27 protein-coding genes are annotated in these 26,102 nt (G+C 70.6%); 13 read left to right on the forward strand and 14 right to left on the reverse strand.

What is annotated here, in order from left to right; genetic code table 11:
* Positions 1-23 precede the first annotated feature (23 nt).
* The gene (gene grxD / locus GGR66_RS02875) at positions 24-950 is read left to right on the forward strand and encodes a Grx4 family monothiol glutaredoxin (RefSeq protein ID WP_184447134.1); all 927 of its coding nucleotides are present in this window, start codon (positions 24-26) and stop codon (positions 948-950) included.
* Between the two features lie 347 nt (positions 951-1,297).
* Here the strand turns inward: grxD and GGR66_RS02880 are convergent, their stop codons facing one another.
* Entirely contained in the window at positions 1,298-1,843 is a 546-nt protein-coding gene (locus GGR66_RS02880; RefSeq protein WP_184447135.1) for a DUF924 family protein, read from the reverse strand.
* Positions 1,844-2,006: 163 nt separating this feature from the next.
* On the opposite strand from GGR66_RS02880, the gene GGR66_RS02885 reads away from it, so the two are divergent.
* Both GGR66_RS02885 and GGR66_RS02890 read left to right on the forward strand, forming a co-directional pair.
* Positions 2,007-3,407: an amidohydrolase gene (locus GGR66_RS02885; protein WP_184447136.1), complete on the forward strand. Its 1,401-nt coding sequence runs from the start codon at positions 2,007-2,009 to the stop codon at positions 3,405-3,407.
* Entirely contained in the window at positions 3,404-4,693 is a 1,290-nt protein-coding gene (locus GGR66_RS02890) for an amidohydrolase family protein (RefSeq protein ID WP_184447137.1), read from the forward strand. Before GGR66_RS02885 ends, GGR66_RS02890 begins: the two co-directional genes overlap by 4 nt.
* Before the next feature lie 188 nt (positions 4,694-4,881).
* On the opposite strand, the gene GGR66_RS02895 is transcribed toward GGR66_RS02890, so the two are convergent.
* Complete coding sequence (locus GGR66_RS02895) at positions 4,882-5,718, reverse strand: cellulase (protein ID WP_184447138.1); 837 nt, start codon at positions 5,716-5,718, stop codon at positions 4,882-4,884.
* Between the two features lie 314 nt (positions 5,719-6,032).
* Here GGR66_RS02895 and GGR66_RS02900 point away from each other — a divergent pair, with 314 nt between their 5' ends.
* The 3 genes from GGR66_RS02900 (at position 6,033) to GGR66_RS02910 (ending at position 8,072) form a co-directional block, all read left to right on the forward strand.
* Positions 6,033-6,662, forward strand: a complete 630-nt coding sequence (locus tag GGR66_RS02900) for a DsbA family protein (protein WP_184447139.1) — start codon at positions 6,033-6,035, stop codon at positions 6,660-6,662.
* 47 nt (positions 6,663-6,709) lie between these two features.
* On the forward strand, positions 6,710-7,651 hold the full coding sequence (locus GGR66_RS02905; protein ID WP_184447140.1) for a DegV family protein: 942 nt from the start codon (positions 6,710-6,712) through the stop codon (positions 7,649-7,651).
* 82 nt (positions 7,652-7,733) lie between these two features.
* Positions 7,734-8,072 carry a hypothetical protein gene (locus GGR66_RS02910; protein ID WP_160966881.1) on the forward strand — a complete coding sequence of 113 codons (339 nt, stop codon included), beginning with the start codon at positions 7,734-7,736 and terminating at the stop codon, positions 8,070-8,072.
* Between the two features lie 51 nt (positions 8,073-8,123).
* Here GGR66_RS02910 and GGR66_RS02915 read toward each other — a convergent pair whose 3' ends face one another.
* Together GGR66_RS02915 and GGR66_RS02920 are read right to left on the reverse strand one after the other, a co-directional pair.
* Entirely contained in the window at positions 8,124-9,035 is a 912-nt protein-coding gene (locus GGR66_RS02915; protein ID WP_184447141.1) for a DMT family transporter, read from the reverse strand.
* The gene (locus GGR66_RS02920) at positions 9,032-9,823 is read right to left on the reverse strand and encodes a PhzF family phenazine biosynthesis protein (RefSeq protein ID WP_184447142.1); all 792 of its coding nucleotides are present in this window, start codon (positions 9,821-9,823) and stop codon (positions 9,032-9,034) included. The genes GGR66_RS02915 and GGR66_RS02920 overlap by 4 nt, the downstream gene beginning before the upstream one ends.
* Positions 9,824-9,930: 107 nt before the next feature.
* Between GGR66_RS02920 and GGR66_RS02925 the strand changes: the two genes are divergently transcribed.
* Entirely contained in the window at positions 9,931-11,340 is a 1,410-nt protein-coding gene (locus GGR66_RS02925) for a PLP-dependent aminotransferase family protein (RefSeq protein ID WP_184447143.1), read from the forward strand.
* 698 nt (positions 11,341-12,038) lie between these two features.
* Here GGR66_RS02925 and fghA read toward each other — a convergent pair.
* From fghA to GGR66_RS02945, 4 genes are all read right to left on the reverse strand, one after another.
* The gene (gene fghA, locus GGR66_RS02930; RefSeq protein ID WP_184447144.1) at positions 12,039-12,869 is read right to left on the reverse strand and encodes an S-formylglutathione hydrolase; all 831 of its coding nucleotides are present in this window, start codon (positions 12,867-12,869) and stop codon (positions 12,039-12,041) included.
* Between the two features lie 93 nt (positions 12,870-12,962).
* Entirely contained in the window at positions 12,963-13,535 is a 573-nt protein-coding gene (gene gfa / locus GGR66_RS02935) for an S-(hydroxymethyl)glutathione synthase (RefSeq protein WP_160966871.1), read from the reverse strand.
* Positions 13,536-13,606: 71 nt separating this feature from the next.
* Positions 13,607-14,716 carry an S-(hydroxymethyl)glutathione dehydrogenase/class III alcohol dehydrogenase gene (locus GGR66_RS02940; RefSeq protein WP_048490914.1) on the reverse strand — a complete coding sequence of 370 codons (1,110 nt, stop codon included), beginning with the start codon at positions 14,714-14,716 and terminating at the stop codon, positions 13,607-13,609.
* Positions 14,717-14,756: 40 nt separating this feature from the next.
* On the reverse strand, positions 14,757-15,032 hold the full coding sequence (locus GGR66_RS02945) for a metal/formaldehyde-sensitive transcriptional repressor (protein ID WP_048490915.1): 276 nt from the start codon (positions 15,030-15,032) through the stop codon (positions 14,757-14,759).
* 319 nt (positions 15,033-15,351) lie between these two features.
* On the opposite strand from GGR66_RS02945, the gene GGR66_RS02950 reads away from it, so the two are divergent.
* Complete coding sequence (locus GGR66_RS02950; RefSeq protein WP_026143454.1) at positions 15,352-16,068, forward strand: response regulator transcription factor; 717 nt, start codon at positions 15,352-15,354, stop codon at positions 16,066-16,068.
* Complete coding sequence (locus tag GGR66_RS02955) at positions 16,065-17,576, forward strand: ATP-binding protein (protein WP_184447145.1); 1,512 nt, start codon at positions 16,065-16,067, stop codon at positions 17,574-17,576. Before GGR66_RS02950 ends, GGR66_RS02955 begins: the two co-directional genes overlap by 4 nt.
* 37 nt (positions 17,577-17,613) lie before the next feature.
* Here GGR66_RS02955 and GGR66_RS02960 read toward each other — a convergent pair whose 3' ends face one another.
* The 5 genes from GGR66_RS02960 to GGR66_RS02980 all read right to left on the reverse strand — a co-directional run bounded on the left by GGR66_RS02960 (position 17,614) and on the right by GGR66_RS02980 (position 20,992).
* Entirely contained in the window at positions 17,614-17,997 is a 384-nt protein-coding gene (locus GGR66_RS02960; RefSeq protein ID WP_184447146.1) for a YbjQ family protein, read from the reverse strand.
* A 74-nt stretch (positions 17,998-18,071) separates the two neighbouring features.
* Positions 18,072-18,350, reverse strand: coding sequence for a hypothetical protein (locus GGR66_RS02965; RefSeq protein ID WP_326520379.1), 279 nt, complete (start codon positions 18,348-18,350; stop codon positions 18,072-18,074).
* Between the two features lie 77 nt (positions 18,351-18,427).
* A complete protein-coding gene (locus tag GGR66_RS02970; protein WP_160966863.1) occupies positions 18,428-18,778 on the reverse strand; it encodes a hypothetical protein in 351 nt (116 codons plus the stop codon).
* Between the two features lie 434 nt (positions 18,779-19,212).
* Positions 19,213-19,593 (reverse strand): hypothetical protein, encoded by a 381-nt coding sequence (locus GGR66_RS02975; RefSeq protein ID WP_184447147.1) that lies wholly within the window; start codon positions 19,591-19,593, stop codon positions 19,213-19,215.
* Positions 19,594-19,627: 34 nt separating this feature from the next.
* The gene (locus tag GGR66_RS02980; RefSeq protein WP_184447148.1) at positions 19,628-20,992 is read right to left on the reverse strand and encodes a glutamate--cysteine ligase; all 1,365 of its coding nucleotides are present in this window, start codon (positions 20,990-20,992) and stop codon (positions 19,628-19,630) included.
* A 221-nt stretch (positions 20,993-21,213) separates the two neighbouring features.
* Between GGR66_RS02980 and GGR66_RS02985 the strand changes: the two genes are divergently transcribed.
* The 4 genes from GGR66_RS02985 (at position 21,214) to GGR66_RS03000 (ending at position 24,846) form a co-directional block, all read left to right on the forward strand.
* On the forward strand, positions 21,214-21,909 hold the full coding sequence (locus GGR66_RS02985) for a VIT family protein (protein WP_184447149.1): 696 nt from the start codon (positions 21,214-21,216) through the stop codon (positions 21,907-21,909).
* 248 nt (positions 21,910-22,157) lie between these two features.
* Positions 22,158-22,616 (forward strand): VOC family protein, encoded by a 459-nt coding sequence (locus tag GGR66_RS02990; protein WP_184447150.1) that lies wholly within the window; start codon positions 22,158-22,160, stop codon positions 22,614-22,616.
* A 299-nt stretch (positions 22,617-22,915) separates the two neighbouring features.
* The gene (locus GGR66_RS02995; RefSeq protein WP_184447151.1) at positions 22,916-23,746 is read left to right on the forward strand and encodes a helix-turn-helix domain-containing protein; all 831 of its coding nucleotides are present in this window, start codon (positions 22,916-22,918) and stop codon (positions 23,744-23,746) included.
* A 107-nt stretch (positions 23,747-23,853) separates the two neighbouring features.
* Positions 23,854-24,846, forward strand: a complete 993-nt coding sequence (locus GGR66_RS03000) for an MBL fold metallo-hydrolase (protein WP_184447152.1) — start codon at positions 23,854-23,856, stop codon at positions 24,844-24,846.
* A gap of 603 nt (positions 24,847-25,449) precedes the next feature.
* On the opposite strand, the gene yihA is transcribed toward GGR66_RS03000, so the two are convergent.
* The gene (gene yihA, locus GGR66_RS03005) at positions 25,450-26,073 is read right to left on the reverse strand and encodes a ribosome biogenesis GTP-binding protein YihA/YsxC (RefSeq protein WP_184447153.1); all 624 of its coding nucleotides are present in this window, start codon (positions 26,071-26,073) and stop codon (positions 25,450-25,452) included.
* Positions 26,074-26,102 lie beyond the last annotated feature (29 nt).

The raw sequence follows: 26,102 nt of genomic DNA on the forward strand, positions 1-26,102 counted from the left end.
CGACTCTGCGACGACTGCCTGCCATGTCCCTCGACCCCGCCCTGCGCTCCCGTATCGAAACGCTGCTCAGCTCCAACCGCGTCGTGCTGTTCATGAAAGGCCAGCCGAGCATGCCGCAGTGCGGGTTCTCCGCCAAGGCGGTGGGCGCGCTGAACGAGCTCGGCGTCGACTTCGCCCACGTCAACGTGCTGGCCGACCAGGACATCCGCGAGGGCATCAAGGTCTATGGCGACTGGCCGACCATCCCGCAGCTGTACGTGGACGGCGAGCTGGTCGGCGGCAGCGACATCATCCTGCAGATGGCCGGCAGCGGCGAACTGAGCGAACTGCTGGGCGTGGCCGCGCCGGACCGCACTCCGCCCTCGATCACCATCACCGACGCCGCCGCCGAGATGCTGCGCGGCGCGCTGGCCGACGCTCCGGGCGCGAGCCTGGCGCTGGCGATCGACGCGCAGTTCCAGCCGAACTTCCAGCTGGCGCCGACCGATCCCAACGCCATCGCCGCCGAGTCCAACGGTCTGCGCGTGCAGTTCGACCTGGGCAGTGCGCGTCGCGCCGACGGCATCACCATCGACTGGGTGGACGACCTGCGCGGTCGCGGCCTGGCGATCGACAATCCCAACGCGCCCAAGCCGGTGCAGGACCTCAGCCCGCGCGAGGCCGACGACCGCGTGCGCGCCGGTGGCCTGATCCTGGTGGATGTGCGCCCGCCGGAAGAGCGCGCGGTGGCGGCGGTCAACGTGCCGTTCCGCACCCTCGACGGCGAGCAGCGTGCGCAACTGGAAGCGCTGCCGAAGGACACCGCCCTGGCCTTCCTGTGCCACCACGGTGGCCGCAGCGCACAGGCGGCCGAGCACTTCCGTTCGCTCGGTTTCACGAAGGTGCACAACGTGGTCGGCGGCATCGACGCCTGGACCGACCAGGTCGACGGCAGCGTGCCGAAGTACTGAGTCACGTACCGCGTTGTTTGCGTCCCCTGCGGACGCGCCGAAAGGGCGATCGAACGATCGCCCTTTTTTGTGCCCGCGTGCCGCGATCGCCACAGTGCGCAAACACGCACACGCGCGCACGCGTAGGAGCGGCTTCAGCCGCGACCGAGCTTTACCGGTAAGGCCAGGTCGCGGCTGAAGCCGCTCCTACCCTGGGCACACACTCGCCTGGCGTCTTGCGCAAGTGCTGACGGCAGCACCGAAGTCCGGCGCTCCCTGTGGGAGGGACTTCAGTCCCGACTGCAGTGACACCCGACGCGCCATTGGCTTCGTCCGCATGAAGTGGCGAACGCGTAGGTCCTGCTCCCTCAACCAGCGAACCCACCCGCATCCAGGAAGTCCTGCTCCTCCGGCGTCGTCATGCGCCCCAGCGCCGCATTGCGGTGCGGGAAGCGGCCGAAGCGCTGGATCACGTCCTCGTGCACCACCGCCCACTGCAGCGACTCCGCGTCGCCGAGCGCGCTGAACAGTTCCACCGCCTGGCGTTGCCGCGCGGCGTCCTCGGCATGTGTGTAGGGAAGATAGAAGAACATCCGCAGTTCCGCTTCGGTCTCCTGGTCGAACCCGGCCGCCAGTGCCCGGTCGGCGTAGCGGCAGGCCAGGCCGTCGGTGGCGAAGGCATGCGCGCTGCCGCGGAACACGTTGCGCGGCACCTGGTCGAGCAACAGCAGCAGCGCCAGCGCGCCCTCGGCGTCGGCCAGCCAGTCGCCGCGTTCGCCGCGCGCGGCGGCGTGGTGCACCTCCAGCAGGTGTTGGCGGACGTTGGCGTCGAAGGAGTCGTTGGCGGCGAACCAGCGTTCGCGGCCGGCGCTGCGCCAGAAGTCCACGACGGTACGCGCAGGGGTGTCGGTCATCGCAATTTCCATGGGCGGCAATCGGCCTGCATAGCAGGTCCGGCGTCGCGGTCCGGTGCAGCCGGCGACGTCGATGCCGCAGCCGCACTTGGCAAGCGCGCCGGCTCGGGCTAGCGTGCGGGCACGGCCGCAACGGCCGCGTCCATCTTCCGGGGAAAATTCGATGCGTCATCTGTTGCTCGCCTGCCTGGGCGTGGCGTTGTGCGGCCCGGCCGCTGCCGCCTCGCGTTTCGTCGACGATCCCTATCCCAGCACCTACCGTGCGCTGCCCTCGGTGCCGGTGCTGATCGAACACGCCACCGTGCTCACCGGCACCGGCGAGCGCCTGGACGATGCCGACGTGCTGCTGCAGGACGGGCGCGTGCAGGCGGTCGGCCGCGCACTGACCGCGCCGGCCAACGCCACCCGCATCGACGGCCACGGCAAGTGGGTCACGCCCGGCATCATCGACGTGCATTCGCACCTGGGTGTGTATCCCAGCCCGGGCGTCAGCGCGCACAGCGACGGCAACGAGGCGACCGCGCCGGTGACCCCGAACGTGTGGGCCGAGCATTCGATCTGGCCGCAGGATCCCGGCTTCGGCACCGCGCTGGCCGGCGGCGTCACCGCGCTGCAGGTGCTGCCCGGCTCGGCCAACCTGGTCGGCGGCCGCGGCGTCACCCTCAAGAACGTGCCGGCCACCACCTACCAGGCGATGAAGTTCCCCGGCGCGCCGTGGGGCCTGAAGATGGCCTGCGGCGAGAACCCCAAGCGGGTCTACGGCGAGAAAGGCGGCCCATCCACGCGCATGGGCAACGTCGCCGGCTACCGCGCGGCCTTCATCGACGCCAGCGAATACCTGCGCAAGAACGCGCCGAAGCAGAAGAGCCCGCCCAAGCGCCACTGGTGGAGCCGCGGCGCCGGCGACAACGACAGCAGCGGCGACAGCGGCGGCAAGCGCGACCTGAAGCTGGACACGCTGGCCGGCGCCATCAACGGCGACATCCGCGTGCACATCCACTGCTACCGCGCCGACGAGATGACCACCATGCTCGACCTGGCCAAGGAGTTCGGCTTCAAGATCGCCGCCTTCCACCATGGCGTGGAGGCCTACAAGATCGCCGACCGCCTGGCCCAGGAGAACGTCTGCGGCGCGCTGTGGGCGGACTGGTGGGGCTTCAAGATGGAGGCCTTCGACGGCATCCAGGAGAACATCGCCCTGGTCGACCGCCCCGCCAACGGCTGCGCGATCGTGCACTCGGACTCGGAGGAAGGCATCCAGCGGCTCAACCAGGAAGCGGCCAAGGCGGTGGCCGCCGGCCGCCGCGCCGGCATGGACATCCCGCCCGAACGCGCGATCCGCTGGCTGACCAGCAACCCGGCCAAGGCGCTGGGCATCGACAAGCAGACCGGTTCGCTGGAGCCGGGCAAGATGGCCGACGTGGTGCTGTGGAACGGCAACCCCTTCAGCTCCTACGCCCTGGCCGACAAGGTCTACATCGACGGCGCGCAGGTCTACGACCGCGCCGACCGCCGCCTGCAACCCACCTCCGATTTCATGCTCGGCCAGGAGGCTGCCCGATGAGCCGCGCCCTACCCTCGCCCCACCGCCTGGCGCAGCGCCTGGCCCTGACCGCCTGGCTGCTGCTCGGCAGCGCGCCCGGCTTCGCCCAGGACGTGCTGATCCGCGGCGCCACCGTGCACACCGCCAGCGCCCGCGGCACCCTCGCCAATGCCGACGTGCTGGTCCAGGGCGGGGTGATCCGCGCGGTCGGCCCCGGCCTGAGCGCGCCGGCCGGCATGGCCGTGGTCGAGGCCAAGGGCCGCCCGCTGACCCCGGCGCTGTTCGGCGGCATCACCGAGATCGGCATCGAGGAGGTCTCCGGCGAGGCCTCCACCGTCGACAGCACGCTGACCCTGCCGCACGACCAGCCGATGCGTCCGGAGTTCGACGTGACCCTGGCCTACAACCCCGAGTCGGTGCTGATCCCAGTCGCACGGGTGGAAGGCATCGGCTTCACCGCGCTCGGCGCCAATACCGGCGGCGCCTTCGTCGCCGGCCAGGGCGCGGTGATGCGCCTGGACGGCGGCGCCGACCCGATCGGCCCGCGCGCGCTGTACCTGCACCTGGGAAGCGATGCGCTGGAACTGAGCGGCAAGTCGCGCGCGGCGCAGTGGATGCTGCTCGACCAGTTGGTGGCCGAAGCGCGTGGGCGCATGCCTGCCGATTCGCCGCATGCGCTGCTGACCCCGGCCGGACGCGCGGTGCTGGCGCGCTATCTCGCCGGCCAGGGCCGCATCGTGGTGACGGTGAACCGGGCAGCCGACATCCGCCAACTGCTGCGCTGGGCCCAGCGCGAGAAGGTGCGCATCGCCATCGCCGGCGGCGACGAGGCCTGGAAGCTGGCCCCGGAACTGGCAAAGGCGCAGGTACCGGTGTTCGTCAACGCACTGGACGACCTGCCGGCCAGCTTCGACCAGATCGGCGCCACCCTGGAGAACGCCGCACGCCTCAATGCCGCCGGCGTGGCGGTGAGCTTCACCCAGGGCGGCGACGGCGCGCACAACGCGCGCAAGCAGCGGCAACTGGCCGGCAACGCGGTCGCCCACGGGCTGCCGTGGGATGCCGCCCTGGCCGGCCTGACTCGTGTCCCGGCCGAGGCCTTCGGCGTGGGTGACCGCCTGGGCAGCATCGCCCCCGGCAAGCTCGCCGACCTGGTGCTGTGGGAAGGCGATCCGCTGGACGTGGCGCACTACGCCGAGCAGGTCTGGCTGGGCGGCCGCGCCATCCCGATGCGCTCGCGGCAGACCGAACTGCGCGACCGCTACATGCAGCAGAGCGGCGCGCTGCCGAAGGCCTACAGCCACTAGCGTCGCCGGCGGCGCAGGTGCGGCATTGCCCAGGCGTGCCGCACGTCGCTGGCGACGACGTGCGCGAGCGGCGATGCGCCGTACCATGCCGCGCGAAAAACGCACGCGCGACGCACCGACCGCGACAGGCCGCGACCAACCGATGCGCGGATCGATGCGTCGGTCGCGCGAGCGCCGACGCCGTGCGCTCAGTTGGCGCCGATGTTGGCCTGGATCCAGGCCCAGCCGTTGCCGCGCACCACCTCGAAGCCGGCCTCGACCACGTGCAGGTACATCGCGTTGCTGAAGCGCCCGTCCTTCGCGCGGTTGGTGTGCAGCCAGTTGAGGAACGGCTTGATGTCGATGTTGAGATTGCCGTTGCTCGGCAGGGTCGGCTGGCCGGCGGTGTTGTGCGGAATGAAGGTGTAGACGTAGTAGCCGGCGGCGCTGTTCATGCCTTCCCACAGATCGAAGGTGTAGCCGCCGGCGCTGATGACGTTGCTGGCGGTGAGCGTGCCGATCGGATACGAGTTGTGGCCGCCCCAGATCATCACTTCGGCCTGCGGGATCGCGCTGGAGGAGACCGTGCTGTCCCAGCGGAAGAACAGGTCGTAGGCGAAGTCGCCGGCCAGGTTGCTGCCGCCGGACGAGTACGCGAAGGTCGCCGGCAAGGAGCGCAAGGCCGAGACCTGCCGCGGGAAGGTGCGGTCGGAGGTGGGATTGAAGCCGTAGTGCGAGCCGCGCAGGATCGCCGGATAGCCGTACAGGCTGGCGTTGGGGAAATTGAAGGTCACGGTCATGCTCGGCGTGCTGCCGCTGTGGAAGGTGCCCTGGATGACGTTGTTGGGATCGTTGAAGTTGTTCACCCAGGCGTACTGGTTGCCGTAGACCTGGTAGGGCCCGGCCAGCGCCATCGGCGCGACGGCGAACAGGGCCGCGGCGAGCAGCGCGCGCACGGACCGCGTGCGGCCGCGCAGTGACGGTGCAACGGTGGCGGGAAGGCGCGGCGAAGCGGCGTCGGCGCAGACGGGAGTGGAAGCGTGCATGGCGGTCTCTCCTGGGCGTGCAGGGGCAGCGAAGGTGCTGCCGCGGCGGACGCTAGCAAGGCACGCGCGCCACGAGCTATGACAAGACCCGCGCGCGCCATGCGCCAGCGCAATAGCGCTACCGCGATCCAGGCCGAGGGCGTGGGGCGCTTCACAGGTATCTCGTGCCGGCGAGATTTTCGCCAGGGCATCGTCTACGCAGCGCTGTCGTCGCGACGCCCAAGCGACACCAGCATTCCGCACTGCACCATGCGCAGCGAGTCGCAGTGGGCACGACGTCGCGATAAGCTGATGGGTCATTGCGGAGAAGCACGATGACGTTGCGCTGGTACTTCGATTTCATCTCGCCGTTTTCCTATCTGCACTGGCAGCAGGTGAAAACGCTTCCGGAGTTCGACCGGATCCAGCCGGTGCCGATCGTGTTCGGCGCGGTGCTGGCGCAGCTGCAGGCGCGCGGGCCGGCCGAGGTGCCGCACAAGCGCGAGTTCACCTATCGCTTCGTGCAGTGGCAGGCGCAGCAGCAGGGCGTGCCGCTGCGCTTTCCGCCGGCGCATCCGTTCAATCCGCTGACCGCGCTGCGCCTGTGCATCGCTGCCGGTACCACGCCGCAAGCCATCGACGCGATCTTCGACTGGCTGTGGCGCGATGGCCACGCCGGCGACGACGCCACGGCGCTGGCGCCGGTCGGCCAGGCGCTGGGCATCGCCGACGTGGCCGCGGCCACCGCCGAGGCTCAGGTCAAGGCGCAACTGCGCGCCAACACCGAGCAGGCGCTGGCGGCCGGCGTATTCGGCGTGCCGACCCTGCAGATCGACGACACCCTGCTGTGGGGCAACGACGCACACGCGCTGATGCGCGCGGTGCTGGCCGACCCGCAGTTGCTGCAGCGCGGCGAGATGGCGCGCCTGGGCGCCCTGCCGGCCGCGGTGCAGCGCAGCGCCTGAGCCGTCTCCATGTTCATCGACATTTTCCCCTCCCGGAGATCCAGCGGATGCGCATCGGCATCGTCGTAGATTCCGCCTGCGATCTGCCGCAGGACTACATCGCCCGACACGACCTGGTGGTCCTGCCGATCAGCGTGCGCCTCGGTGGCACCATGCTCGCCGATCGCCGCGACGAAGCAGCGACCCTGGAGTTCCTGCATGCGCAGGTCAGCGCGCACGGCGCCGAGGCCGAAACCGTGCCGTACAGCGTGGCGCAGATCCGCGAGCTGTTCCTGGGTCGGCTGGTCATCGACTACGACCATGTGTTCTGCCTGACCATCGCCAAGACCCGCAGCCCGATCCACGACCACGCGCAGCAGGCCGGCTTCGCCATCCTCAACGACTACAAGCCGATCCGCCAGGCCGCCGGCCACGCCTCGCCGTTCGCGCTGCGGGTGATCGACACCCAGAACCTGTTCGCCGCACAGGCGGTGGTGGCGGTCGAGGCGGTGCGGTTGCATGCCGATGGCGCGGGCGTGCAGGCCATCCGCGAGCGGCTGGAGACGCTGGCCGAACACACCCATGGCTACATGATCGCGCGCGACCTGTATTACCTGCGCAGCCGCGCGCGCAGCAAGGGCGACCGCAGCGTCGGCCTGCTCAGCGCCGCGCTCGGCTCGGCCCTGGACATCAAGCCGGTGCTGCACTGCCACCGCGGCGAGACCGCGCCGGTGGCCAAGCTCAAGGGCTTCGACCACGCCGTGCAGACGCTGTTCGGCCTGGCCGCCAAACGCGTGGCGGCCGGGCTGATGACGCCCACGCTGTGCCTGAGCTATGGCGGCGAACTGGCAGAACTGCACGCCCTGCCCGGCTACGCGGCACTGCGCCAGGCCTGCGATACCCACGGCGTGGACCTGCTGGAAAGCGTGATGAGCCTGACCGGCATGGTCAACGTCGGCAAGGGCGCGCTGGTGCTTGGCTTCGCCGGCGAGGCGCTGCGCTTCGGCTGATCCGCCCATTGGCCGCGTCGACGCCGGCGCGCCGCCGGCTCTGCTAGGCTGCGCCGCTTCGCACCGCCCACAAGAGATGCCCATGGCCGTCACCTACTCGATCAGCCTGCCCGATCCCGCCCGTGCCCGCGGCAGCCAGCCGTCGCTGAGCTTCACCGCGCACGGCGCCGACGCCTTCGCCGAACAGTTGCAGGCCGCCCTGAGCGACCCGGCCTGGTTCGAGCGCTGGCGCGCGATGCAGCCGGAGCCGGACGAGGTGGATCCGGCCCTGGGCGTGACCGATCCGGCGGCACGGGTCAGCGGCCGCCAGGACGATCTGCGCATCGACCTGTCCGCCACCACCAGCATCCCCGGCGACATCCTCAAGCAGCGCCTGCGCCTGCTCGCCGGCAGCGGCTGGGAACTGCGCGACGTGCGCTGAGCCGAACGGCACGGCCGCCGCGCTGCGGTGGCCGAGGCGAGCGCCGCGCCGCTAGGGTGCGGCGACCGCGCGGCGCGGCCAGGACCAGCGCAGATTGACCGCCAGCGTCCCCAGCACGATCAGCGCCAGGCCGAGCCACTGCACCGGCACCAGCCGGTGGCCGTACAGCAGGTAGTCCAGCAGCAGCGTCACCAGCGGGTAGACGAAGGCGACCACCGCGATCGCCGCCACGTGCAGGTGCCGGTAGGCGCTGTAGAACAGCACGTACACCACGCCGCTGTGGATCACGCCCAGGCCGACCAGCCAGAACCAGTGACGGCCGGGGTGCAACGCGGCGCTGCTGGAGAAGCCGGCCAGCATCGCCGCACCGACCCAGCACTGCACCGTTACCACCGCCAGCGGCCGCTCGCGGCTGATCCGCCGCGACATCAGCAACGACGCGCCGCACAGCAGCGCGCCGAGCAGGGTCAACGCGATGCCGACCAGGTAGCCGCGGTCGGCGCTGGACCACAGCCGCAGTGGATCGGCCGAACAGGCCACGCCGACGAAGGCCAGCAGCGTCCAGCCCAGATCGGAACGGCGGCTGCGCTCGCCCTGCAACAGCGCCGCCAGGATCAGCATGACGAACGGAAACACGTGGTAGACCATGGTCGCCACGCCGATCGACGAGCGCGCCATGCCGGCGAACAGCGCCACCCAGTTGAGCACCAGCAGCACGCCGCTGAACGCAGCGTCGCGCAGCAACGCGCGCTCGCGCCACAGCCCGCGCAACTGTCCGCCGAGCAGGCCGCACACGGTCAGGAACAGCGCGCCGAACAGGCAGCGGTAGAACACCGCGGTCACCGGGTCCTGGCCGCTCTCGTGCACGAACACGCCGACCGAGCCGATCAGCACCTCGGCCAGCAGCAACTGCCAAAGCGCACGCCGTGCCGCGCCCGCAGGCGCTGCCTGCACCGCGCTCACAGCGCAATGGTCCCGTGCAGGTACTGCACGGCCGCGCCGCGCACCTGCACGTGGTCCGGCAGTACCCGGCAATCCAGTTCGCCGCCGCGCGCCGAGGCCTGCCACGCGCGCAGGTCCTGCTTGCCCAGGCGCTGCGCCCACAGCGGCGCCAGCGCGGCGTGGATCGAGCCGGTCACCGGATCCTCGACGCCGCCGTTGGCCGGCCAGAAATAGCGCGATACGAAATCGTGGTCGCGGCCGGGCGCGGTGACCGCGACATCGTGCGGCGCCAGCGCTAGCATCCGCGCCAGGTCCGGCACCACCGCACGCACCTGGGCTTCGTCCGCGTACACGGCGATGTAGGCCTGGGCATTGCGGTACGCCGCCTGCGGCGCGATCGACAGCGCCTGCACGAGGTCCTGCGGCACCGTCGCCAGCGCGGTCGGCGCCTGGTTCGGAAAGCGCAGGACGAAGCGCCCGTCGCCCTCGCGGTCCACCGCCAACTCGCCGACCGCCGCGGCGCGGAACCGCAAGGGCAGCGGCGCCAGGCCCTGGGTGGCGACGACGAAGGCGCTGGCCAGGGTGGCATGGCCACAGAACGCCACTTCGCGCAGCGGCGAGAACCAGCGGATCGCGAACGCGCCATCGGCCTCGCGTACGAAGAACGCGGTCTCCGACAGATTGTTCTCGCTGGCGATGGCCTGCATCAGCGCATCCGGCAGCCAGGCCTGCAGCGGCACCACCGCGGCCGGGTTGCCGCGGAACCGCACCGTGGTGAACGCATCGACGATGAACAGCGGCAGCTGCACGCGCGGCCTCGCGGGATCGGAAAGGAGGCGGCCAGTGTGCGCCCGGCTGGGCGACCAGCACAGAGTCAGATACGCTGCAAATCGACCGATACAGATGAGGCCCGCGCATGCGCCTGTACGAAGCCCTCGCCAGCCAGTTGCGCGACCAGATCGCGCAAGGCACGCTGCGCGCCGGCGAGCGCCTGCCGTCGATCCGGCAACTGGCCGCCGGCCACGGCATCAGCGCCGCCACCGCGGTGCAGGCCTGCCTGCAGCTGGAACGCGAAGGCCGGGTGCAGGCGCGGCCGCGCTCGGGCTATTTCGTGCGCGCGGCGGCCACGCCGGTGCCGACCGGCGCCGGCCCGTCGCGACGACGCGCCCCGGGCACAGTCGCCAATCCCGCGCTGCAAGGCGTGCTGGACATGCTCGCGCGTTCGGACCTGGTGCCGCTGCACACCGCCACGCCGGCGGCGGCGCTGCTGCCCGGCGCGCACCTGGCCAGCGCACTGGCGCGGCAACTGCGCCGCCAGCGCAGCGCAGCGCTCGACTACGCACCGCCCCAGGGGCACGCCGCGCTGCGCCGGCAGATCGCGCAGCGCTACGCGCACTGCGCCACCGCCGTGGCGGCCGACGAGGTGGTGGTGACCGCCGGCGCGATGGAGGCGATCAGCCTGGCGCTGCGCACCCTCACCGCGCCCGGCGACGTGGTGCTGGTCGAGACCCCGACCTACCACGGCATCCTGCAAGCGGTGGCGGCGCTACGCCTGAAAGTGCTGGAGGTGCCCAACCGGCCCGGCCAGGGCATCGACGCCACGCGCCTGGACGCGCTGCTGCAGCGCACGCCGGCGCGCGCCGCGTTGCTGGTGCCGAACTTCAACAATCCGCTCGGCAGCCTCACGCCCGACAGCGCCAAGCGCAGCCTGCTCGACAGTTGCGCACGCCACGGCACGGTGGTGATCGAGGACGACATCTATGGCGAACTCGACTGGTCGGGACAGCGCCCACGGCCGCTGCGCCATTTCGACACGCACGGCAACGTGATCACCTGCGGCGCCTTCTCCAAGGTGCTGGCGCCCGGCCTGCGCGTGGGCTGGCTGCTCGGCGGCGCCTGGACCGACGCGCTGGTGCGTGCCAAATACTTCTCCACCATCGGCGGCGCCAGCCTGCCGCAACTGGCCCTGGCCGACTACCTGGAGCGGCACGACCTGGAACGCCACCTGCGCAAGCTGCGCCGCACCCTGGCCGACAACGGCCAGCGCCTGCGCGAGGCAGTGCTGCGGCACTGGCCGGCCGGCACCCGCATCGGCGACCCGGCCGGCGGCCTGTCGCTGTGGCTGCAACTGGCCGACGCCGGCAGTGGCCAGGCGCTGTTCGAGGCCGCCCTGGCCGAGGGCATCGGCACCTCGCCCGGGCATCTGTTCTCCAGCCGCGGCGACTACGCCGACCACCTGCGGCTGAGCTGCGGCCAGCCGTGGAGCGAGACCCTGGAACACGCGATGCGGCGGCTGGGCGCGCTGGCTGCGCGGCTGTCGCGCTGAACTCGGCGTCCAGCGCTGCGCCGCATTCCACACGCTAGGCACGCGCTGCCAGCGCTTGCCTCCCAATCGACTGCAAGGCGTCCTGCCCCGCCTCCGAGCGAGGCGATGCATCCGAATCCATGCACGAGCGCCGGCCGGTCGCGGCGATCGCCCGCGCAGTGGGACACGACCGTGGTGACGTCATCCGACGCAACGGCGCAACGCGATCGACGGCAGTCAGGAGCGGCTTGCGCTATGGCGTCGCCGCGCCGATCGCCAATGCCACGCAGGCACCAAACAGCGTGCAGGCAAGCATCGCCACCGCGCTGAGCGGGCTGCGCCAGCGCTGCCAGGGGAGCAGCAAGATGCGACGGCAAGACATGGCGCGGCTCCGATACAGGGACGTGGCGAGGGCGAACCCTGCGCAATCTAGCCAGCGCCCGTCTCAGCAGGCGCGAACGCGGTCGCACAACCCGCGTGAAGGGCGATTCGCGCCCCCTGTTTGTTTACGAGACCGGCCACGCGGCGCCTGTCGTGGTCACCGGCCTGTCATCTGCGCGCCCGGCAAGGGGCCGGCGGCCCTGCTCGCGTGCCGTCGCGCCGGCACCGTGCAGCACGGCCAGAGGCGACGGCGCGGAAGGCCGGTGCGTCACCGGCAGCCCCGCGCGCGGCACCCTGCCCGGCGGTCCGCGTCGTGCGCGACCGCCGGCGGAGCGCGCTCAGCCCTGCAGCGCGCGTGCGTGGAAGGCGATGTGCTCGCCGATGAAGCTGCCGATGAAGTAGTAGCTGTGGTCGTAGCCGGGCTGCACGCGCAGGGTCACCGGATAACCCGCTGCCTCGGCGGCGGCCTGCAGCAGCTGCGGACGCAACTGCTTCTCGAGGAACTCGTCGCCGCCGCCCTGGTCGATCAGCAGCGGCAGGCGCTCGCTGGCGCTACCGATCAGCACGCTGGCGTCGTACGCCTGCCATTGCGCGCGGTCCTCGCCCAGGTAGGCGGTGAACGCCTTCTCGCCCCACGGCACCTGGGTCGGCGCCACGATCGGCGAGAACGCCGACACGCTGCGATAGCGGCCGGGATTCTTCAGCGCGATGACCAACGCGCCGTGGCCGCCCATCGAATGCCCGCTGATCGCGCGGCGGCCGTTGTGCGGGAACTGCGCTTCGATCAACGCCGGCAGTTCCTGCACCACGTAGTCGTACATGCGGTAGTGCGCAGCCCACGGCGCCTGCGTGGCGTTGACGTAGAAGCCGGCGCCCTTGCCCAGGTCGTAGCCCTCGGCATCGGCGACCTGCTCGCCACGCGGACTCGTGTCGGGCGCGACCAGGATCACCCCGTGCTCGGCCGCGTAGCGCTGCGCGCCGGCCTTGGTGATGAAGTTCTGCTCGGTGCAGGTGAGGCCGCTGAGCCAGTACAGCACCGGCAGCGTGGCGTGCTCGGCCTGCGGCGGCAGGTACACGGCCACCTGCATGGGGCAGCCGAGCACGGCCGAGTCGTGGCGATAGACGTCCTGCCAGCCGCCGCAGCAGGCATGGTGTTCGATGCGTTCCATGGACAGTTCCGTAGAGAGAGCGCCTGCGGCCGCGACCGGCCGCAGGCGGGGATGCCGCGACGCGCCGAACGGCGACGCGCGCGGCAGCGGGCTTCAGTGCAGCACGCCGTTCTTGCGCGCCACGTGGGTGGAGATCGCGTCCATCAGCGGCGGCGACAGGCAGTCGTACGGTTCCAGCTGCAGTTCGCGCAGGCGCTTGCGTACCCCGTCCATCGCCTCCGGAGGCGTGCCGCTCTCGATGATCGAGGACACGAACGCGGCGAAGCCCGGTGCCGACCAGCCCTGCTGCGGCGACAGTTCGGTATGCACGAAATCCAGGCCGTAGAACGGATGCTCGGTGTTCTCGATGCGTCCGTACATGTGCACGCCACAGCCGGTGCAGGCGTGACGACGGATCGTCGCGCTCTCGTCCACCACCTTCAGCTTCTCCGGATGCGCGGTGACCTTGACCTTGTCGCGTGCCACCACCGCCACCACCGAGAAGGTCGCGCCCTTCGGCTTCCAGCACTTGGTACAGCCGCAGGCATGGTTGTGCGCGGTCTGCGCACCCACGTCCACCACCACCTTGTCGCTGGCGCAGTGGCATTCCAGGGTGCCGCCCTGGAACTGCTCCGCGCCGGCACGCACGCCAGCATCCACCGACGGATGAATCGTCACAGTACTCATCTTTCCCCCTCCCGGGTTCGTTGCGTCGCTGCAATGCGCGGAAACGGCCGCGCGCCGGACTGACCTTCGGGTCAGAAGTGGATGACGGTGCGGATCGACTTGCCCTCGTGCATCAGGTGGAAGGCTTCGTTGATCTCGTCCAGCGGCAGGGTGTGGGTGATGAACGGATCGAGGTCGATCTCGCCGTGCATCGCCTGCTCCACCATGCCGGGCAGCTGGGTGCGGCCCTTGACCCCGCCGAACGCGCTACCGCGCCAGACGCGGCCGGTGACCAGCTGGAACGGACGCGTGCTGATTTCCTGGCCGGCGCCGGCCACGCCGATGATGACGCTCTCGCCCCAGCCCTTGTGGCAGCACTCCAGCGCCGAACGCATCACGTGCACGTTGCCGATGCACTCGAAACTGAAGTCCACGCCGCCGTCGGTCAGCTCGACGATGACCTCCTGGATCGGCTTGCTGTAATCCTTCGGGTTGATGCAGTCGGTGGCGCCCATGCTGCGCGCCAGTTCGAACTTGCCCGGATTGGTGTCGATGGCCAGGATGCGCCCGGCCTTGGCCTGCACCGCGCCCTGGATCACCGCCAGGCCGATGCCGCCCAGGCCGAACACCGCGACGCTGTCGCCTTCCTTCACCTTGGCCGTGTTGTGCACCGCGCCGATGCCGGTGGTGACGCCGCAGCCGAGCAGGCACACCTTCTCCAGCGGCGCTTCGGGATTGACCACGGCCAGCGAGATCTCCGGCACCACCGTGTACTCGCTGAAGGTGCTGCAGCCCATGTAGTGGTAGATCGGCTGGCCGTTGTAGGAGAAGCGCGTGGTGCCGTCGGGCATCAGGCCCTTGCCCTGGGTGGCGCGCACCGCCTGGCACAGGTTGGTCTTGCCGGACAGGCAGAACTTGCACTTGCGGCATTCGGCCGTGTACAGCGGGATCACGTGGTCGCCGACCTTGACGCTGGTCACGCCCTCGCCCACCGCTTCGACGATGCCGCCGCCCTCGTGGCCGAGCACCGCCGGGAAGATGCCTTCCGGGTCGTCGCCGGACAGCGTGAACGCGTCGGTATGGCATACGCCGGTGTGGGTGATGCGCACCAGCACCTCGCCCTGGCGCGGCGGCTCGACATCGATCTCCACGATCTGCAGCGGCTGGCCGGCTTCGAAGGCAACGGCGGCTCGGGATTTCATGCGATTTCTCCTGGCTGAGGAAATGGGTGTGGGGTATGGATCACTTGAGATAGGAGCGGACCAGCATGCCCATCTCGCGCACGCGCGCGGCGCGCTGCGCGTCGGAACTGGCGGGCTGGCCGAATTCTTCGCGAACGTGGGCTTCCATCACCTCGGACATGAGGCCGTTGACCGCACCGCGGATGGCGGCGATCTGCTGCAACACCGCCGCGCACTCGGCGCCGCCCTCGAGCGCGCGCTCCAACGCTTCGGTCTGGCCGCGCAGGCGGCGGATGCGGGCAAGGACGCGCTTCTTCTCGTGCGGGGTATGCGGCATGCGACGGGGAACCCGGGAACTATACTGGGGGATAGTATTCCCGCGGCCGGCAAAAGGGAACGCCCGGGCTGCCCCGCAGCCCGTCGGCGCGTCCCCGGCCGCCGCCGGAGACCCCGCCAGCGCAGGTGCCGGCGCATGGCAACGCATGTCGGCACAGGACACGAACCGGCCATGTTCGCGCCCCCGGCGCTGCCTATGATGGCCATGCGTTCAAGCGCGGCCCCCGGTTCCGGCGGCCACGTCCCTGTCCGCCCCAGTTCCAGGCAGCCGCGGCCACGTCTAGACTGGGCGACTCACCGTGTGGCCGCCCCTCAAGATCGTGGACATGAAATCCTTCATTCTGGTCGTCGACGACGATCCGGATCTGCGCCGACTCATCAGCGAGTTCCTGAGCGACCACGGGTATCAGGTGGACACCGCCGAGACCGTGGCGGAAATGCGCCTGCGGATGGCCGAGCGCCAGCCGGACCTGGTGATCCTGGACGTGATGATGCCCGGCGAGGACGGCCTCAGCGCCGCCCGCCAGCTCGCCAGCGAGCGCGGCGCGCCGGCGGTGATCATGCTCAGCGCGCTGGGCAGCGACACCGACCGCATCATCGGCCTGGAAGTGGGCGCCGACGACTACCTGGCCAAGCCGTGCAACCCGCGCGAGCTGCTGGCGCGGGTGCGCGCCCTGCTGCGACGCAGCCAGGCGGCGACGCTGCCACCGGAAGCGCGCGGCAACGTCTACGAATTCGCCGGCTGGCGGCTGGACGTGATCCGCCGCGACCTGCGCGACCCCACCGGCATCTTCATCAACCTTTCCGACGGCGAGTTCGCGCTGCTGCGCACCTTCGTCGAGCACCCGCAGCGCGTGCTCAGCCGCGACCAGTTGCTCGACTACGCGCGCGGCCGCGACACCGAGGTCTACGACCGCGCCATCGACAGCCAGATCAGCCGCCTGCGCCGCAAGATCAACGAACGCGTGCAGACCGAACTGATCCGCACCGTGCGCAACGAGGGCTACATGCTGCTGCCGAGCGTCGCCCGCCTGTGAGCGGGCCCACGCGCGCCCGTCGCGGCGTGCCGATCTTCGCCCGCGCCTTCCTGCTGCTGGTGGTGGCGCTGCTCACCGCGCAGCTGATCGGCATCGCCCTGGTGCTGCGCACGCCGGTCTACGAGATGCCGGTGCATCCGCCGGAGGTGATCGCCCTGCTCAGCACGCGCATGCCGGCCGGCACCCAGACCCTCAAGGTGCAGGACACGGCGCATGCGCCGCTGCCGGCGCGCGACCAGGTGCGCGACCGCAACGTCGAACGGCTGATGGCGCACTGGCTGGAAGTGGCGCCGGACCAGGTGCGCTTCTACCGCAACAGCGACGGCCGCCTGGAACGCCTGCGCCTGCGCCTGGGCGAACGCCCACCGCCGCCGCCGCACGCGGTCGCCGCCGCCGACGACGCCCCCGCGCCCGCCGCGATGGCACCGCCAGCCACCGCGCAGCAACCGTCACCGCTGGAGCCGCCGCACGCGCCGGGCGAGGCGCCGCGCAATGGCGCCTTCGGCGCGACCATGCGCGCGGTGGGCTGGCGCGAGCGCGGCTTCGCCCCGGCGGTGCCGCTGCTGGACGGCTTCACCGCAGCGCTGCGCCAACCCGATGGGCACTGGCGCAGCGTGATGTCGCCGCCGCGGCGGTTCTCCAACGAATTCAAGACCCAGGTGGTGATGCTGTTCCTGGTCGGCATGCTGGCGATGCTGCCGCTGGCCTGGTGGTTCTCGCGGGCGCTGTCGGCACCGATCCGGCGTTTCGCCGAGGCGGCCGACCAGCTCGGCCGCAATCCCGACGCGCAACCACTGCGCCGTAGCGGTCCCAGCGAGATCGTGCAGGCGGCCGATTCGTTCAACGCCATGCAGGCGCGTCTGAACCGGCTGATCAACGAGCGCACGCACATGGTCGCGGCGATCGCCCACGACCTGCGCACGCCATTGGCGCGGCTGGCGTTCCGCCTGGAGACCCTGCAGCCGCCGTTGCGCGAGAAGACCATGGCCGACATCGACGAGATGAAGGCAATGATCTCCGCAGCGCTGGACTTCATCCACAACGACAGCCGCCGCGGCACCCGCTCGCCGCTGGATTTCCGTCTGCTGGTGGAAAGCGTGGTCGACGACGCCAGCGACACCGGCGCCGACGTGGTGCTGCTGCTCGGCGAGGCCATCACCCTCGACGGCGACCCGCTGTCGCTGCGGCGCATGGTGATGAACCTGGTGGAGAACGCGCTGAAGTACGGCAAACGCGCGCGCCTGCAGTTGCGTCGCGAGGCCGGCGAGTGCCTGCTGTGGATCGACGACGACGGCCCCGGCATCGATCCCGCGCAGCGCGAGAAGCTGTTCCTGCCGTTCTTCCGCGGCGAGAACTCGCGCAACCGCGATACCGGCGGCATCGGCCTGGGCCTGTCGGTGGCGCACAGCATCGTGCTGGCGCATGGCGGCCAGATCGCCCTGGACAACCGCCCCGAGGGCGGCCTGCGGGTCAGCGTGCGGCTGCCGTGCCAGGCGGTCGGCGGCTGAGCCGGGCGCGCCGCCGTACCGCCTCATGCCGATCGGCTCAGCGCTGGTTCGGCTCGACCACCACCGCCGTGCCGTAACACAACACCTCGGTCAGGCCGGCCATCAACTCGGTGGCGTCGTAGCGCACCGCGACGATGGCATTGCCGCCCATCTGCCGTGCGTGCTGCAGCATGTCCCGGTAGGTCTCCAGGCGTGCCTGCTCGCACAGCTGGGTATAGATGGTGATATTGCCGCCGAAGATGGTCTGCAGCCCGCCCAGGAAATTGCCGACGATGGAGCGCGAGCGCACGGTGATGCCGCGCACGATGCCCAGATTGCGCACGATCCGGTAACCGGGAAGCTCCAGCGCGGTGGTCACCATCGCATCGTTCAGCGGCAAGGCCGCCGCACGCGGCGGCGAGGAATTGTACGGATCGGTCATCGATGCCCCCTGGTGGCGTGGCCCGTGGCTCCGCGGACCGCAGACCCGGTGCGCACGCACCGAGGCCGGCAGTGTTAGCACCGAAGGAAGAACCACGCAATCGCCAGGACCAGGCCGCCACTCCACAGCAGCAGCATCGCCACCACGCCGGCCAAAACGATCGCCGCGCGCCGCCACCGGCGCAGCCCGCGCGAGCGCCGTACCGCCCACACGCACAGCCAGCCGCCCAGCACCACGCCGCTGACGATCACGGCCCAGCCGAGCAGATCGATGAGCGGATCCTTGGAACCGAACTCGGTGGGGCATTGGCTCGTCGCATGCGCGGATGTCATGCATCCGAGCGACGCGGCCACAAGCGCAACTCGTTCGGGAAGACGCCATCGAACGTTCCTGCGCTCTGCGAGCGCCTGCGAACGCGTGCCGTGCGCCATCAAGGCGCGTGCTTGAGATTGGATTTGCGCAGGCCAAGCCCGTTCCAGAACGCCGGCGGATAGCTCAGATCCGGGCGGCCGACCCACCCCCGCACCAGATCGAGTTCGTAGCCATCGTCCAGCTTCCGATACTGGACGGACGCAATGGCGATCTGGTCCCAATCGCCAGTGAAGGTGAGATCGGCCAACGACGCGGGATAGGACCCGGTACGCAGCTTGTACAGCTCCACCAGCGATACCACCGTCTTGAAATGCTGGTCGCCGAACTTGGCGTCGGCCTGCTTCTGCACGCCGCAGGCGCAGACGGCAAGGGCAACGAGCAACGCCATGCCCACGTTCTTCAGTTTCATGCATCCCCCATGATGATCTCTTCGCCGCCGCTGCACTGTCCGCTCGGACCGCAACGGCGACGCGGACATTCCGCAGCGACAACGGGTGCGCAGGCTGCGCAGCTTACCTCGCCAACGGGGCCAGTCGGCTACGGCAAAAGCGGGCATCCGGCCGCGATCCAGTCCTGCGACGACGCCGCAAGCGGCACGCACTCTCCTCGGCCAGCGCACCCAGATCGCACAGGAACACCGGATGCACCGGTGCGGCCAGCGCGACCAGCACGCCCTGGCCGCCGCTGTCATCGCCGATCAGCACATGGCCCGCAGACCACGAGCGACCTCGAAGGTCGCATTGCGTTCGGCCAGATCGGCGGCGGCGTACGGCAGCAATCCATCCGTGCGCGGCTGCCCCGCCTGCGACGCAACCAGCGCGCGGATGGGCGGTGGCAAGGCGGCTAGCGCGAGCGGAATAGCCGTCGCCACCACGACGCCCTTGCGGCGCCCGCGTGGCGCTGCGCCAGGGCCGCGGCGTGGCGGGCAAGCAACAGCGGCACGGCGGTCGCCCGCCAGAACACCAGGCTGACGTACCCCGAGGACATGCCGCCATGGCTGAGGCGCGGCACGAAGACCGACTCGACGGAGGCGTCGTCCAGCGCCGTGCCGACCAGGCGCGCGAAGGTCTCGGCGAGCAGCGCCTCGCACTGCGCCGCCGTCGCCGGCAGCGGCACACCGGTCAGGGTCGAGGCCATCTCCTGCCACAGATACGGATCGCCACGTCCGCCCCATCGCATCGGCTCGTCCTGGAACAGGCCCGCCATGTCCTCGATCGCGGTCATCGTCCTGCTGGCCTGGGGGCGTGCGGCGTGACGCTCAGTACGCGAACTCGCGGAACACACGGTCGATGTCGCCCTGCCACGCGCCGTGGTACAGCGCCAGCTTGCGCTCGGCCGCGGTCTCGCCGGCGTGCAGGATCTCGACCAGCGGTTCGAGGAAGCGCGATTCGTCCTGGCCGTCGCGGTTCAACCGCGCGCGGCGGCGCAGACCGTCCAGGGCGATCTTCACCGCCTCGGCGGCAAGGTCCTGCACGGTGCCGTTGCGGAACGGCAGCTTCAGCGCCTGCTTCGGCACGCCATCGCGCAGCGCGTGGCGTTCGACCAGGCTGAAATCCTTGACCAGGTCCCAGGCCGCGTCCAATGCGGCATCGTCGTACAGCAGGCCGACCCAGAACGCCGACAGCGCACACAACCGGCCCCACGGACCGGCGTCGGCGCCGCGCATTTCCAGGTACTTCTTCAAGCGCACTTCCGGGAACGCGGTGGTCATGTGATCGGACCAGTCGCGCAGCGTCGGCAGTGCGCCCGGCAAGGCCGGCAACCTGCCCTGCATGAAATCGCGGAAGCTCTGCCCGCTGGCGTCGACGTAGGTGCCGTCGCGGTAGGAGAAGTACATCGGCACATCGAGCAGGTAGTCGACGTAGCGCTCGTAGCCGAAGCCGTCCTCGAACACGAAATCGAGCATGCCGGTGCGGTCGGCGTCGGTGTCGGTCCAGATGTGCGAGCGGTAGCTGAGGTAGCCGTTGGGCTTGCCCTCGGCGAACGGCGAGTCAGCGAACAGCGCGGTGGCGATCGGCTGCAGCGCCAGCGACACGCGGAACTTCTTGATCATGTCCGCTTCGCTGGCGTAATCCAGGTTGACCTGTACCGTGCAGGTGCGGGTCATCATGTCCAGGCCGAGCGAACCGACCTTGGGCATGTAATTCTTCATGATCTGGTAGCGGCCCTTGGGCATCCACGGCATCTCGTCGCGGCGCCACTTGGGCTGGAAACCCATGCCGAGGAAGCCCAGGCCCAGCTCGTCGGCGACCTGCTTGACCTCGTTGAGGTGGCTGCCCACTTCCACGCAGGTGTCGTGGATGGTCGGCAGCGGCGCGCCGGACAGTTCCAGTTGCCCGGCCGGCTCCAGCGTCACCGAAGCGCCGTCGCGCAGCAGAGCGATGGTATGCCCGGCTTCGCGTACCGGCTCCCAGCCGAAACGGGTCAGGCCGAGCAGCAGCGCCTCGATGCCGCGCTCGCCCTCGAAGGTCGGCGGCCGCAGGTCGTCCAGGCGGAAGCCGAACTTCTCGTGCTCGGTGCCGATGCGCCACTGCGCTTCGGGCTTCTCTCCGGAGGCGAGCACCTGGACCAATTCGGCCCGGTCGGTGATCGGCGTCTCGGCAACGTAGCTGGGGCTCGACAAGGGCAGGACTCGCACGGCGGGTGAGGCGATGTGGGGACCATGTCCCGCCATCGCAAGGCCCGCACTATAGCGTGACGGGGGCGAGGCCCGTATCGCTACCGGCGGCACTGCAGCATTCCACGGTCGCGCCGCTGGCGGCGTCGAGAGTGAGACGCAGCAAGCGCTCGCGGCGCTGGCTCGGCTAGGCTGCGGTCTCCTTCCGCTCCGCTGCAGGCAGCGCCATGCGCCAGACCCACGCCGAACGCCATCGCACCGACCGCGCCGGCTGGCTGCGCGCGGCCGTGCTCGGCGCCAACGACGGCATCCTCTCCGTCGCCGGCCTGGTGGTCGGCGTCGCCAGCAGCGGCGCGTCGGCGGCCACCGTGCTGACCACCGGCATCGCCGGCCTGGTCGCCGGTGCGATGTCGATGGCCGCCGGCGAATACGTGTCGGTGCAATCCCAGGCCGACACCGAACGCGCCGACCTGGCGCTGGAGCGTCGCGAACTGCACGAGGATCCGCAGAGCGAGCTGGACGAACTCACCGCGATCTATCGCCAGCGCGGGCTCGATCCCGTGCTGGCCCGCCAGGTCGCCGAACAGTTGACCGCACACGATGCGCTGGGCGCGCACGCGCGCGACGAACTCGGCATCACCGAGAGCCTGCGCGCGCGTCCACTGCAGGCGGCGGCCGCGTCGGCGGCGGCGTTCTGCACTGGTGCGGCGCTACCGATCGTGGCCGCATGGCTGGCGCCGGACGGCCGGCAACTGTGGGTGACCGGCGCGGCGACCCTGGTCGGCCTGTCGTTGACCGGCGCGCTGGCCGCGCGCGCCGGCGGCGCCCCGGGCCTGCGCGGCGCGCTGCGCGTGGTGTTCTGGGGCGCGGCGGCGATGCTCGCCAGCGGCGCGATCGGCCATGCGTTCGGCGTGCATGTCTGAGCGGGCGCGGCGCACGCCACGGTCGCATCGCGGCATGGCCGACACCCGATCTCCCGGAGGCTCGCTATCGGCAGGCTGGGCGCCTGACTGACGGCGCCAGGAGAGCGCTGGCCACCCCGACATTGCCGGTGCCTGCGCCTCGAAACCCCGAGGTGGCAGCGACAGGAGCGTCCAGTCCAGCGAGGCGCCATGGGTAGAACACAAGGCCACGACGCGCCTATCCTTCGAACAGAACGGGAAGCAGAGTGATGAATATCAAGACCGATACCGTCGTCGTCGACCACGCCGGATTCTCCGTTTCCTCATTGGAGGAGGCGATCAAGTTCTGGACCGAGGCCATGGGCTTCGAACTTGTTCGCACGGGCGAAATGGGCGGCGATTTCCTGCAGCAGGTGACGGGTGTCGAGGATCCGCGTTGCCGCATGGCACTGGTGGTCTCGCCCGCCGGGTTTCCCATCGAACTTCTCGAGTACTCGACAGCCAGCACGTTGGGCAAGGCACCCGAGAGCGCTGGCGCGATCGGCGCGACCCATCTGGCCGTCACCGTGGCGGATATCGACTTGGTTGTCGCCAGGATCCAGGCGCAGGGCTGGCACCTGAAAGGATCTCCCCGGCCGATCGAGGCCGGGCCACGCGCGGGAACCGTCGTTGCCTACGTCAGCGGGCCCGATGGGATCACGATCGAGGTCATGCAACCTCCCGCGTAGGCCTCATCCGGCGTGGTGCAAGCCGCCGCGGCTCTTTCGATCGCCGATGCCGAGCGCGTGTCGTGGGCGGTGAGGCGAGATGCGTTGGCGGTCCGCAGCGCGTCACCGCGTTGTCCCCGTTGCCCGGGCAGCGAGCCCGGGGCCACGGCGCACGCCTTGTCTCCCTGGCGCCGCCTCCGGTCTGCGTGACGGGTGGCGGTCCACGGCGCGGCGGCAATGCTGGCCAACGATGCGATCGGCCGGATCCTGGCATGCAGGTCCGAGCCCGCGCGCAACGCGCTGCGGTAGCATCGGCAGCCATGGCCGACACCACCTCCCCCGACGCCCTGCTGCTGGCGCGCCTGGCCAGCCTGGCCGACTGCGCGCAGGCCGAAGGCTATGCCTGCATCAGCGCGCGCCGCGAACACGGTGCGCGCTCGGTGGAGATCCCGCGGCCGCAACTGGCGATCCTGCTGCAGGGACGCAAGCAGGTGCGCACCGCGACACAGACGCTGGCCTTCGTGCCGGGCGATCTGTTCCTGGTGACGCGGCGCTGCCGCATCGATGTGGTCAACATCCCGGATCCGAACAGCGGCGTGTATCTCAGCGTGCTGGTGCCACTGTGCGAGGAAGCGCTGAGCGCCGCGCGCGTGCTGTGGAACGAACCGCTGCCCGCCGCCGGCGCGGAGCTGGCGCGCCTGCGCGCCGAGGACGTCGGCGGCACCCTGCTGCAATGGCGACAGGCGCTGCAGGACGGCCGTTACACCGAGGCGCGGCTGGCGCTGGCGGCGCTGGTGGTGGCGCTGTGCCGGCGCGGCCATGGCGGCCTGCTGCTGCCGCCGGCGCCGAGCGTGGCCGCGCAGGTGCGCGACCTGGTCGCCGCGCAGCCGCAACGCGCCTGGCGTTCGCGCGACATCGAAGACAGCCTGGGCCTGAGCGGCGCGACCCTGCGCCGGCACCTGGCCGGCGAAGGCACCTCGTTGCGCGAACTGCTCGCCGATGCGCGCCTGGCGCATGCGATGCAGTTGCTCTACACCACGCGCTGGCCGTTGAAGACGGTCGCCGCGCACGCCGGCTACCGCTCGGTGCGCAGCTTCAGCCAACGCTTCCAGCAACGCTACGGCCTGGACCCGTCCAGCATCGGCAACTGAGCCGCGTCGGCGCTGAGCGCCGCGCGCAGCGGAATGAGCGAATCGCGCAGCCGCGCCGGCGCAGCATGCCGGTACCGCGGCGCCTGCCGCTTTGCCAGGAAATCCCCATGCCCCTGTTCCCGTTGCGCGCGCTGTGCGCGCTGGCGCTGAGCGCCAGCGCGGCGCTGACGCTGCCGTCCCCCGCCCATGCCGCCGCACCGGAGGCGACCGCTGCGCAGGTGCCCGGCGTCTATCGCCAGGCGATCGGCCGGCTGCGCGTCACCGCCCTGTTCGATGGCACCGTGGCGCTGCCGCGCACGCAATTGCACAACGTTCCACCGGAGGCGATCGCGCGCCTGCTCGACCATCGCTACGTGCCGGAGAGCGACAAGGGCCTGCAGACCGCGGTCAACGCCTATCTGGTCCAGGACGGCACGCACCTGACCCTGGTCGATACCGGCACCGCCACCTGTTTCGGCCCCGGGCTCGGCCAGGTGCTGGCCAACCTGCGCGCGGCCGGCTATGCGCCCGAGCAGGTCGACGACGTGCTGCTCACCCACGCCCATCCCGATCACCTGTGCGGCCTGCTCGACGCGCACGGCCAACCCGCCTATCCCAAGGCGACGGTGTGGCTGAGCAATGCCGACGCCGCGTACTGGCTGGACCCGGCCAGCGAGGCCGGCGCGCCGCAGGCACTGCGCTTCGCCTTCCCGCTGGCGCGTGCGGCGGTGGCGCCGTACCAGGCCACGCAGCGGCTACGCCGTTTCCGCCCCGGCGACGCGCTGCCTGGCGGCGCGGTCGCGCTGGATACCCACGGGCACACGCCCGGGCACGTGTCGTACCGCTTCGATGGCGGCGATGGGCAACAGTTGCTGGTGTGGGGCGATCTGGTGCACTACCACGCGGTGCAGTTCGCGCAGCCGCAGGCATCGTATGAGGCAGACAGCGACCGCGATGCGGCGATCGCCGCGCGCAAGCGCATGCTGGCGCAGGCCGCGGATCGCGGCTGGTGGGTGGCCGGTGCGCACCTGCCGTTCCCGGGGCTGGGCCACGTGCGCCGCGCGGACACCGGCTTCGCCTGGGTGCCTGCGGAGTTCTCGCCATTGCCGGCGACGCCTTGAGACCGGTCTTCTCCCGAAGAAAGCACGGCTGCTAGCCCCTCTCCCTCCGGGAGAGGGGTTGGGGTGAGGGTACGGCGCGAAGCGTCTCGCAGAGTTCAAGCGCACGAGGCTACGCCCGGACCCTCATCCGCCCCTGCGGGGCACCTTCCCCCGATGGGAGAAGGAAACGGCTGCTAGCCCCTCTCCCTCCGGGAGAGGGGTTGGGGTGAGGGTACGGTGCGAAGCGTCTCGCAGAGTCCAAGCGCACGAGGCTACGCCCGGACCCTCATCCGCCCCTTCGGGGCACCTTCCCCCAAAAAGGGGGCCATGGTCCCGATGGGAGAAGGGAACGGCTGCTAGCCCCTCTCCCCGCGGGAGAGGGGTTGGGGTGAGGGTACGTCGCAAAGCGTCTCGCAGAGTCCAAGCACGCGAGGCTGCGCCCGGACCCTCATCCGCCCCTTCGGGGCACCTTCCCCCAAAAAGGGGGCCATGGTCCCGATGGGAGAAGGAACGGCCGTAGCCCCTCTCCCTCCGGGAGAGGGGTTGGGGTGAGGGTACGGCGCGAAGCGTCTCGCGGCGTTCGTGCACACGAGGCCTCGCCCATACCCACACCCGCCGCCGCGCTCACTCCGCGGCGGGCGGTTCGACGTCAAGCCCCAGCCAGCCGCCGACGATGCCGCGCGCCTCGTCCACGCCCTGGCGAGTCTCGCCGGAGAAGGTCTGCACGCTGACCGTGTCGCCGAACGCGCTGGTCAGCTCCTTGCGCACCTGCTGCAGCACCTGCCCCTGCTGGCCACGGCCGAGCTTGTCGGCCTTGGTCAGCAGCGCGTGCGCGGGCAGGCCGCGCTGGGCGGCGTAGCCGAGCATCTGCCGGTCGTAGTCCTTGAGCGGGTGGCGGATGTCCATCACCACCACCAGTCCGCGCAGGGCCTCGCGGGTGCGGAAATACCTGTCGATGAACGCCTGCCAGTGCGCCTGCAGCTCCTGCGGGACCTTGGCGTAGCCGTAGCCGGGCAGGTCCACCAGGTAGCGCTCGGGCTGGACCTGGAAGAACACCAGTTGCTGGGTGCGGCCGGGCGTCTTGGAGACGCGGGCCAGGGCGTTCTGCCGGGTCAGCGCGTTCAGCGCGCTGGACTTGCCGGCGTTGGAGCGGCCGGCGAACGCCACTTCCCAGCCACCGTCGTCGGGCAACTGGCGGGCGTTGTGGGCGGAAAGGAGATAGTGGGCACGTTCGAGGATCAGCGACATCCCGCTAGGATCGCACGTCCGCGGCCCCG

Origin of the sequence: Xanthomonas sp. 3498 (genome assembly GCF_014199795.1) — a bacterium.
GTDB classification, from domain to species: Bacteria; Pseudomonadota; Gammaproteobacteria; order Xanthomonadales; family Xanthomonadaceae; genus Xanthomonas_A; species Xanthomonas_A rydalmerensis.

What these genes read in the sequence shown, in the direction of transcription:
- grxD (WP_184447134.1), top strand. Translation starts at nt 24, where the DNA reads ATGTCCCTCGACCCCGCCCTGCGCTCCCGTATCGAAACGCTGCTCAGC.
- GGR66_RS02880 (WP_184447135.1), bottom strand. Translation starts at nt 1,843, where the DNA reads ATGACCGACACCCCTGCGCGTACCGTCGTGGACTTCTGGCGCAGCGCC.
- GGR66_RS02885 (WP_184447136.1), top strand. Translation starts at nt 2,007, where the DNA reads ATGCGTCATCTGTTGCTCGCCTGCCTGGGCGTGGCGTTGTGCGGCCCG.
- GGR66_RS02890 (WP_184447137.1), top strand. Translation starts at nt 3,404, where the DNA reads ATGAGCCGCGCCCTACCCTCGCCCCACCGCCTGGCGCAGCGCCTGGCC.
- GGR66_RS02895 (WP_184447138.1), bottom strand. Translation starts at nt 5,718, where the DNA reads ATGCACGCTTCCACTCCCGTCTGCGCCGACGCCGCTTCGCCGCGCCTT.
- GGR66_RS02900 (WP_184447139.1), top strand. Translation starts at nt 6,033, where the DNA reads ATGACGTTGCGCTGGTACTTCGATTTCATCTCGCCGTTTTCCTATCTG.
- GGR66_RS02905 (WP_184447140.1), top strand. Translation starts at nt 6,710, where the DNA reads ATGCGCATCGGCATCGTCGTAGATTCCGCCTGCGATCTGCCGCAGGAC.
- GGR66_RS02910 (WP_160966881.1), top strand. Translation starts at nt 7,734, where the DNA reads ATGGCCGTCACCTACTCGATCAGCCTGCCCGATCCCGCCCGTGCCCGC.
- GGR66_RS02925 (WP_184447143.1), top strand. Translation starts at nt 9,931, where the DNA reads ATGCGCCTGTACGAAGCCCTCGCCAGCCAGTTGCGCGACCAGATCGCG.
- fghA (WP_184447144.1), bottom strand. Translation starts at nt 12,869, where the DNA reads ATGGAACGCATCGAACACCATGCCTGCTGCGGCGGCTGGCAGGACGTC.
- gfa (WP_160966871.1), bottom strand. Translation starts at nt 13,535, where the DNA reads ATGAGTACTGTGACGATTCATCCGTCGGTGGATGCTGGCGTGCGTGCC.
- GGR66_RS02940 (WP_048490914.1), bottom strand. Translation starts at nt 14,716, where the DNA reads ATGAAATCCCGAGCCGCCGTTGCCTTCGAAGCCGGCCAGCCGCTGCAG.
- GGR66_RS02945 (WP_048490915.1), bottom strand. Translation starts at nt 15,032, where the DNA reads ATGCCGCATACCCCGCACGAGAAGAAGCGCGTCCTTGCCCGCATCCGC.
- GGR66_RS02960 (WP_184447146.1), bottom strand. Translation starts at nt 17,997, where the DNA reads ATGACCGATCCGTACAATTCCTCGCCGCCGCGTGCGGCGGCCTTGCCG.
- GGR66_RS02970 (WP_160966863.1), bottom strand. Translation starts at nt 18,778, where the DNA reads ATGAAACTGAAGAACGTGGGCATGGCGTTGCTCGTTGCCCTTGCCGTC.
- GGR66_RS02975 (WP_184447147.1), bottom strand. Translation starts at nt 19,593, where the DNA reads ATGACCGCGATCGAGGACATGGCGGGCCTGTTCCAGGACGAGCCGATG.
- GGR66_RS02985 (WP_184447149.1), top strand. Translation starts at nt 21,214, where the DNA reads ATGCGCCAGACCCACGCCGAACGCCATCGCACCGACCGCGCCGGCTGG.
- GGR66_RS02990 (WP_184447150.1), top strand. Translation starts at nt 22,158, where the DNA reads ATGAATATCAAGACCGATACCGTCGTCGTCGACCACGCCGGATTCTCC.
- GGR66_RS02995 (WP_184447151.1), top strand. Translation starts at nt 22,916, where the DNA reads ATGGCCGACACCACCTCCCCCGACGCCCTGCTGCTGGCGCGCCTGGCC.
- GGR66_RS03000 (WP_184447152.1), top strand. Translation starts at nt 23,854, where the DNA reads ATGCCCCTGTTCCCGTTGCGCGCGCTGTGCGCGCTGGCGCTGAGCGCC.
- yihA (WP_184447153.1), bottom strand. Translation starts at nt 26,073, where the DNA reads ATGTCGCTGATCCTCGAACGTGCCCACTATCTCCTTTCCGCCCACAAC.